General features: G+C 76.5%; 8 protein-coding genes. 1 reads left to right on the forward strand and 7 read right to left on the reverse strand.

What is annotated here, in order from left to right:
• Positions 1-75: 75 nt before the first annotated feature.
• The 7 genes from steA to ABZ493_RS09080 form a co-directional block, all read right to left on the reverse strand.
• Positions 76-1,269 (reverse strand): putative cytokinetic ring protein SteA, encoded by a 1,194-nt coding sequence (gene steA, locus ABZ493_RS09050; protein ID WP_430581835.1) that lies wholly within the window; start codon positions 1,267-1,269, stop codon positions 76-78.
• Between the two features lie 5 nt (positions 1,270-1,274).
• Positions 1,275-3,062, reverse strand: coding sequence for a DNA repair protein RecN (recN, locus tag ABZ493_RS09055; protein WP_430581836.1), 1,788 nt, complete (start codon positions 3,060-3,062; stop codon positions 1,275-1,277).
• 1 nt (position 3,063) lies between these two features.
• Positions 3,064-4,014, reverse strand: a complete 951-nt coding sequence (locus ABZ493_RS09060; protein WP_430581837.1) for an NAD kinase — start codon at positions 4,012-4,014, stop codon at positions 3,064-3,066.
• Positions 4,011-4,901, reverse strand: coding sequence for a TlyA family RNA methyltransferase (locus ABZ493_RS09065; protein ID WP_430581838.1), 891 nt, complete (start codon positions 4,899-4,901; stop codon positions 4,011-4,013). The genes ABZ493_RS09060 and ABZ493_RS09065 overlap by 4 nt, the downstream gene beginning before the upstream one ends.
• A 5-nt stretch (positions 4,902-4,906) precedes the next feature.
• Positions 4,907-5,188 carry a hypothetical protein gene (locus ABZ493_RS09070; protein ID WP_430581839.1) on the reverse strand — a complete coding sequence of 94 codons (282 nt, stop codon included), beginning with the start codon at positions 5,186-5,188 and terminating at the stop codon, positions 4,907-4,909.
• Positions 5,189-5,450: 262 nt separating this feature from the next.
• Positions 5,451-6,464 carry an HAD-IIA family hydrolase gene (locus tag ABZ493_RS09075; RefSeq protein ID WP_430581840.1) on the reverse strand — a complete coding sequence of 338 codons (1,014 nt, stop codon included), beginning with the start codon at positions 6,462-6,464 and terminating at the stop codon, positions 5,451-5,453.
• Complete coding sequence (locus tag ABZ493_RS09080) at positions 6,461-7,243, reverse strand: hypothetical protein (protein WP_430581841.1); 783 nt, start codon at positions 7,241-7,243, stop codon at positions 6,461-6,463. The genes ABZ493_RS09075 and ABZ493_RS09080 overlap by 4 nt, the downstream gene beginning before the upstream one ends.
• Before the next feature lie 183 nt (positions 7,244-7,426).
• Between ABZ493_RS09080 and ABZ493_RS09085 the strand changes: the two genes are divergently transcribed.
• Positions 7,427-7,655, forward strand: a 229-nt coding sequence (locus ABZ493_RS09085) for a hypothetical protein (RefSeq protein ID WP_430581842.1), incomplete at its 3' end; no start/stop codon positions are given.

Here is a 7,655-nt window from a genome sequence, read left to right on the forward strand (position 1 = left end):
GTCGGCAGAGGTTCCTTGTCAGGTCGAGGCGGGTCGGTCGGGTCGGGCGGAGTGCCGGGCGGGCGCGCGGAGGCGTCACCCGCCGAAGAGGCTACCCACCCAGGAGACGAGGTCGTCGATCCGGGCACCGATCAGCCCGAAGAGCGTCTGCCCCGCCGCGGTGGACCACAGCGCCGCGACGACGGCGGCGACGCCCGCCAGCGACAGCAGCGTGAGCTGCAGGTTCGAGATCCGGGTGCGGTACAGCCGGGACACGCCCTTGGCGTCGACGAGCTTGCCGCCGACCCGCAGCCGGGTGAGGAACGTGCTGGCCATGCCCGCCCGCCCCTTGTCGAGGAACTCGACCAGCGTGGCGTGGGTGCCCACGGCGACGATGAGCTCCGCGCCCTTGTCGTCGGCGAGGAGCATGGCGATGTCCTCGCTGGTCCCCGTGGCGGGGAACACGACGGGCTCGACGCCGAGGGCCTGCACGCGGTCCAGGCCGGGTGCGTTGCCGTCGCGGTAGGCGTGCACCACGATCTCCGCGCCCGACGACAGCGCGCGGTCGGACACCGAGTCCATGTCCCCGACGATCATCTCCGGCTTCCAGCCCGCGTCGATGATCGCGTCGGCGCCACCGTCGACGCCGACCAGCACCGGCCGGTTCTCGGTGATGTAGGACCGCAGCATCGCCAGGTCCTCGCGGTAGTGGTAGCCGCGCACGACGATGAGCACGTGCCGGCCGTCGAACTTGGTCCGCACGTCCGGCACGCCGACGCCGTCGAGCAGGAGGTCCCGCTCGCGGCGCAGGTACGTCATCGTGTTCTCGGCGAAGTTCTCGATCTCCTCCGACAGCCCCTCGCGCGCCGCGACCATGTCCGCCGCGACCGTCTCCGGGGTCTGCCGGACGCCCTCCGCCACGGTGGTGCCGTCGACCACGACGGTGCCGCCGTCGATCCGCACCGTGGCCCCCTCGGGCAGCGCCATGACGGCGGGCCCCAGGTCGTCGACCAGGGTGATGCCGGCGTCGACGAGGATGCCCGGCCCCGCGTTGGGGTAACGGCCGGACGTCGAGCGGGCGGCGTTCAGCACCGCGGCGGGGCTGACCGCCACCAGGGCGTCGGCCGCCACACGGTCGATGTCGACGTGGTCGATGACGGCCACGTCGCCGGCGTGCAGCCGCTTCGTCAGGTCCTTGGTCCGCGTGCCGACCCGGGCGGGCCCTGTCACGTCGGTGCTCTCGTCGCCGGCGTCGGGCGCACGCTCGGACTTGCGCAGGATCATTCTCATCGCCCCTATCGTCCCACGGTGGAGGACTCCAGGAGCTCGACCGCGTGCTGGCGCGCGGTCGCGGACTCCTCCTGGCCGGAGAGCATCCGCGCCAGCTCACGGACCCGGTCGTCGTCCGTGACCTCGCGCACTCCCGTCACCGTGACGCCCGCGCCGTCCTCGGATTCGCCGTCGGAGGCACCGCCCGCGTCCCCGTCGGGCGTGGACTTCGTCACGACCAGGTGCGAGTCCGCGAAGGCCGCCACCTGGGCGAGATGGGTCACCACGACCACCTGGGTGCTGCGGGCGAGCACCGCGAGCCGGCGCCCCACCTCGACGGCCGCGCGGCCACCGACGCCGGCGTCGACCTCGTCGAAGACGAATGTCGGCAGCGGCGCCGCGGCCCGGCCCGGCGCCGAGCCCGTGCCGGTGCCCGCCTCCACGCGCGACGTGGCGAGCGCCACCTCCACGGCCAGCATCACGCGGGAGAGCTCGCCGCCGGACGCGCCCTTGCCCAGCGGGCGCGCGGGCGCGCCGGGGTGCGGCTCCAGCAGGAACCCGACCTGGTCGGCGCCCCACGGTCCCGGCTCGTCCGCGGGTGCGACGTCGACGACGAGCCGCGCGCCCTTCATGGCCAGCCCGGACAGCTCCTGCGTCACGGCGTCCGACAGCGCCTCCGCGGCCTTGCGCCGGCCCGTGGTCAGCCGCTCCGCCGCGGCGGCGAGCTCGGCGTCCAGCTCGGCGGTGCGCTCACGCATCCCCGCGAGCCGCTCGCCGCCGTCGTCCAGGTCGAGCAGCCGCAGGCCGGCGTCGCTCGCCCACCGCAGCACGTCGTCGATGGTCTCGCCGTAGCTGCGGGTGAGCGTCGTGAGCTCCGCGAGCCGCGCGTGCGCGGTCTCGAGGCCCGCCGGGTCGGCCTGCAGGTCGTTCACGTACGACGACAGCTCGGTCGCGACGTCGGCGAGCAGGTACCCCGCCTCCGCGAGCCGCGTCGCGAGGCCGCCCAGCGCCGGGTCGTCCGCGGCCGCGGCCTCGAGCGCTCGCCGTGCCCGCTCGACGGACTCCACCGCGCTGCCGGCCGTCTCCACGTCGTCGCCGGCGACGGCGTCGTGCGCCTCCTGCGCCGCGACGCGCAGCTGCTCGGCGTTGCCCAGCCGCCCGACGAGGGCCGAGAGCTCGGCGTCCTCCCCCGGCTGCGGGTCGACGCGCTCCACCTCCGCGAGGCCCAGCCGCAGCAGCTCCGCCTCGCGGGCGCGCTCGGCCGCCCGCGCGGTGAGGTCCTCGATCTCCGCTAGCAGACCGGCGCGCTCGGACCACGCCGCCCGGTAGGCATCGAGGTCGTCCTGGTGGTCGGGCCCGGCGAACGAGTCCAGCGCCTCGCGCTGCTTCGCCGTCGTGCGCAGGCGCAGCTGGTCGGCCTGGCCGTGCACGGTCACGAGCTCGTCCGCGATCTCCGCGAGCACCGCCTGCGGCACGCCGCGCCCGCCGAGGTGGGCGCGGGAGCGGCCCGCCGCGGCGACCGTGCGGAGCACCACGACCGTCCCGTCGTCGTCCACCTCGCCGCCCGCCTCGTCGACCCGGGCCGCGACGGCGGGATGCGTGGCCACGCGCAGCCGGCCCTCGACGACGGCGCCGTCCGCGCCGGGACGCACCGCGGCCGGGTCGGCCTTGCCGCCCATGAGCAGGCCCAGCCCGGTCAGCACCATCGTCTTGCCCGCGCCCGTCTCGCCCGTGATGACGGTCAGCCCGTCGGCCAGGGGCACCCGGGCGGCGCGGATCACGCCCAGGTTCTCGATCGCGATCTCCTCGAGCACCTCACGCCTCCTTGTCGTGCTCGTCGTGCGGGTCCTGCCCCGGCGCCCGGTGGTCGGGGCGGTTCGCCGCCAGCTCACGCCAGCCGACGACAGGCAGCGAGAACTTCGACACCAGCCGGTCGGTGAACGGCGCGGGCGAGAGCCGCGCGAACCGCAGCGGCAGCGCGCCCCGGCGCACCTCCACCCACGACCCGACCGGCAGGTCGATGCGCCGCCGGCCGTCGCAGGTCAGCACCGCGGGGACCGGGCTGCGCTCGAGCACCTTGACCGTGTACGTCGAGCGGGGGCCGATCACCAGGGGGCGCGCGAACAGCGCGTGCGCGGACAGGGGCACCAGCAGCACGCCGTCCACCTCCGGCCACATGACCGGTCCGCCCGCCGAGAACGCGTGCGCCGTCGAGCCGGTCGCCGTGGACATCACGACGCCGTCGCAGCCGAACGACGACAGCGGACGCCCGTCGACCGCGATGCCGACCTCGACCATCCGCTCGCGGCGCGCCTTCTCCACCGTGGCCTCGTTGAGCGCCCAGCCGGTGCGCGGCGTCTCCTCCCCGGGCAGGTACACGGCGACGTCGACGACGGCACGCTCCTCGACCTCGTAGTCGCGGGCGGCCAGGCGCCGCACGGCGTGCCGCAGGTCGTCCCGCTCGCTCTCGGCGAGGAAGCCGACGTGCCCCAGGTTGACGCCCAGGAGCGGCACCCCTGTGCCGTGCGTGAGCTCGGCGGCGCGCAGGATCGTGCCGTCGCCCCCGAGGACCATGACGGCCTCGGAGTCGGTGACGCCCTCCCGGGTGCGCGCGGCGGCCATGTGGTCGCCGAAGGACTCGGCGAGGTCGTCGTCGTGCAGGGCGACCTCGAAGCCCGCCTCGGTGAGCTCGCGCACGGCCTCGGAGAGCGCCGCCACGGCCTCCGGGCGGCCCCCGTGGGTGACGATGAGGACTCGGCGGCTCACGGTGCTCCTCCGATCGGCAGGACGGGCGGGACGGACGGCGGCGCGTCGTGCGCGCCGGGCTGCCAGGCGACGGCGGCCGCCGCGGCGGGTTCTGCGGCGACCGCCGCACCCGGGACGTCGGGCCGCAACCAGCAGAAGTACTCGCGGTTGCCGCTCGGTCCGGGCAACGGGCTCGGCACCACCGCGCACGCGCGCAGGCCGTGCCCGGCCGCGGCCCGCACGACGGCGAGGACCGCCTCGACGTGCAGGGCCGGGTCGCGCACGACGCCGCCGCTGCCGAGCCGCTCCCGGCCCACCTCGAACTGCGGCTTCACCAGCAGCAGGGCGTGGCCCTGCGGGGAGAGCACGGCGGCGAGCGGGCCCAGCACGAGCGTGAGGGAGATGAAGGACAGGTCCCCCACGACGACGTCGGGGGCGCGCTCCAGGTCGGACGGCGTGAGGTCGCGCAGGTTGAACCCCTCGACGACCGTCACCCGGGAGTCGTCCCGCAGGGCCGGCACGAGCTGGTCGTGCCCGACGTCGAGCGCCACCACGTGGCGGGCGCCGCGGCGCAGCAGGACGTCCGTGAAGCCGCCGGTCGAGGCGCCGACGTCCAGGCACCATCCGCCGTCGACGGCCCGCAGCAGCTCGCGGCCGGCGGGGTCGTCGGCGAGCGCGTCGAGCGCTCCGGCGAGCTTGCCGCCCGCGCGCGACGCGTATCCCGGGTCCTGCGGGTCCGTGAGCACCGTGACCGGCGCGTCTCCCGGCACCGGCGTGGACGGCTTCGTGACCACGCGATCACCCAGCCGCACACGACCCGCGTCGATCAGCTCCACCGCCTGCCGCCGCGACCGTGCCAGACCACGGCGGACGAGCTCGGCGTCGATCCGCAGATCGGTGCGTGCCACCGCCGTCAACGCTGCGGCCCCGCGTCCGGGCCGCCGTCGAGCCGCGCCCGCAGGGCGTCGTGCACCCGGGTGAAGCGCTCCACGTGCTCGGCGACCGGGAGCTCGTCGAGCCCCTCGAGGTCACCGACGCCCGCACTGGTGGAAAGACCGGTGGAAGGGATGGTGGGAGGGGTCGGCACCGGCCGGGGACGCTCGTCGGTGGCATCAGGAGCGTCGGTCGCGCGCTCGCTCGGCTCCGCCGTCGCGTCGGCGGGCGGGACTCCGTGCGTCGACGGGTCCTGCGTCATGGTCCCTCCCCTACCGCTCGCGGTCCTGGTCTCGTCGCCGGCACCCGTGCGGGTACGCGCGGACCGCCGGCCCGAGGGGCGGCCGACCACCGTGGATGCCGCCGTCCGAGGTCCGGGTCCACGCTACCCGCTGGCACGCGCGTCCTGCGCACGACCCACAGCACGCGAGCAGGTTCGTCGCCGCCTTCCCGGGATGTCCCGGCATGCCCCCGGGGTGGCCGAGGCCGGGGCACGATGCCGAGGCGGCCCCGGCGCACCGTCGTCAGGCGAGCAGCTCGGGGACCGTCGCGGGCGCCGCCGGGACCCCCTGGTCCGCGGCGTCCCAGGCGGCCGCGCAGGCCGCGCGGACGACGTCGATCCCGTGCGGGCCCTGGCGGTCGAGCTCCAGCGCCCCGTCCACGACCCGCGCCGCACGCCCGGCGCACGTCCACCAGCCCTCGGCGGACCGCTCGGGGAGGGGGTGCGGCTCGTGCAGCGCGCGCAGGTCGGCGCCCAGGTAGTCCGGGCGCAGGCCGGGCTCCGCCAGCACAGCGTCACGCCCCGTGGACACGCCCGTGAGGACGTGCAGGCCGGGGTAGCCGCCCGCGCGGGCGCCCGCCAGGTCGGTGTCGAGGCGGTCCCCGATCACCAGCGGGCGCTCCGCGCCCGCCCGGTCGACCGCCAGCCGGTACATGGTGGGCGACGGCTTGCCCGCGCTGTCCGGCTCGACGCCCGTCGCGGCCACGACCGCGCCGACCAGGGCACCGTTGCCGGGGGCGAAGCCCCGCGCGGTCGGGAGCGAGAGGTCGAGGTTGCTCGCCACGTGCCAGGCGCCACCCGAGACCGCGTAAGCGGCCTCGGCCAGGTCGCTCCAGGCCAGCCCGGGCGCATACCCCTGGGCCACGGCGTCGGGAGCGTCGTCGGCGGAGTCGACGACCGTCAGGCCCGCCCCGGCGACCGCCGTCCGCAGGCCCGCCCCGCCGACGACGAGGACGCGCGCGCCGGGCTCCAGCCGCGTGCGCAGCAGGGCCGCGCACGCCTGGGCCGCGGTCATCACCTCGTCCGGGGTGGTCGGGATGTCCAGCCCGGTGAGCTGCGCGGCGACCTCCTCGGGCTCGCGCGAGGCGTTGTTGGTCACGAAGACGAGCCGGAGCCCCGACGTCCGCGCCGCCGTCAGGCTGTCCGCGGCGTGCGGGATGGGCAGGTGCCCCTTGTACGCGACCCCGTCCAGGTCGACCAGGGCCAGGTCGTGCGCGGCAGCGAGCGGGACGCTGCTGCCCGACAGCGTCGCCGTCATGCCTTGTCCGCGTCCGCGCCGTCCGCGCCGTCGAGGTCGCCGTCCGGCTCGTCCGCGTCGGCCAGGTCGTCCGAGTCGGAGGCGTCCCCGGCGGCGTCGTCGGCGTCGTCGTCGGCGTCGTCGTCCGCGGCGTCCTCGTCGTACGTGTCGTAGACGACGACGTCGTCGGACTCCTGCGGCACACCGGACGCGCGCTCGAGCTCGGCCGCGTCGACGCCGGCCAGGAGCCGTGCCGCCTCGTCCGTACGGCCGGCCGCCTCCAGAGCGGCGGCACGCGCCTGCAGCACGCGCAGGCCGAGGTCGCCGCGCCGCTCTGCGGCGGGGATCCGGTCGAGCACCGCGAGCGCGGCGTCGTGCTCCCCGAGGTCGCTCCGTGCTCCGCTCGCGACGATGGCGAGCTCGGTGCGCCCCTCGGCGTCGAGCGTGCGCGCCTCCTCGCTCGCGGCGAGAGCCAGGGCGCGCTCGGGGCGGCCGAGGCCGCGCTCCGCATCCGCCATCAGCGGGAGGTGCTCGGAGGACCCGTTGAGCCGTCGCACCGTGCGCAGCTCGCGCAGCGCCTCCGCGAACCGACCCGTGCGGTACGCCGCGATCCCCGCGGCCTCCCGCACGACGTCGACCCGGCCACCGCGACGGACGGCTGCCTGGGCGTGCTCGTAGGCGCGCTCGGGGTCGACGTCGAGGAGCCGGCCGGCCATCACCAGGTGCAGGCCGATGCGCTCGGCGTTCTCCTTCGTCAGCCCGCGGAGGCGGCCACGCACGTCGCGGCTGAGCTGGCCCATCGACGCGTCCTCGGCGATCTCCGGCTCGACGACGCGGGGGCGGCGCTCTGTCGGCCGGATGGCCGGGCGTCCCGGGCGCGACGGTGCGCCGTCGCGCCCCTGCTGCGGTCCGCCGGGACGGCCGTGCGTCGGCCGGGCGCTGCCGCCGCGAGCGTCGCCCCGCGCCGGACGCCGGTCGTCCCGGTGCTCCCGGTCCCGGCCGGGCGCGTCAGGACGCGACCGGCCCGGTCCACCGTCGCGACGACGGTCGTCACCGCGACGCTCGTCGGGACGACCACGACGCCCGTCACCCCGCTGCTCACCACGACGCTCATCAGGACGACCACGACGCCCGTCACCCCGCTGCTCACCACGACGCTCATCAGGACGACCACGACGCCCGTCACCCCGCTGCTCACCACGACGCTCATCA

It is taken from the genome of Isoptericola sp. NPDC019482, assembly GCF_040632295.1.
Classification (GTDB): Bacteria; Actinomycetota; Actinomycetes; order Actinomycetales; family Cellulomonadaceae; genus Isoptericola.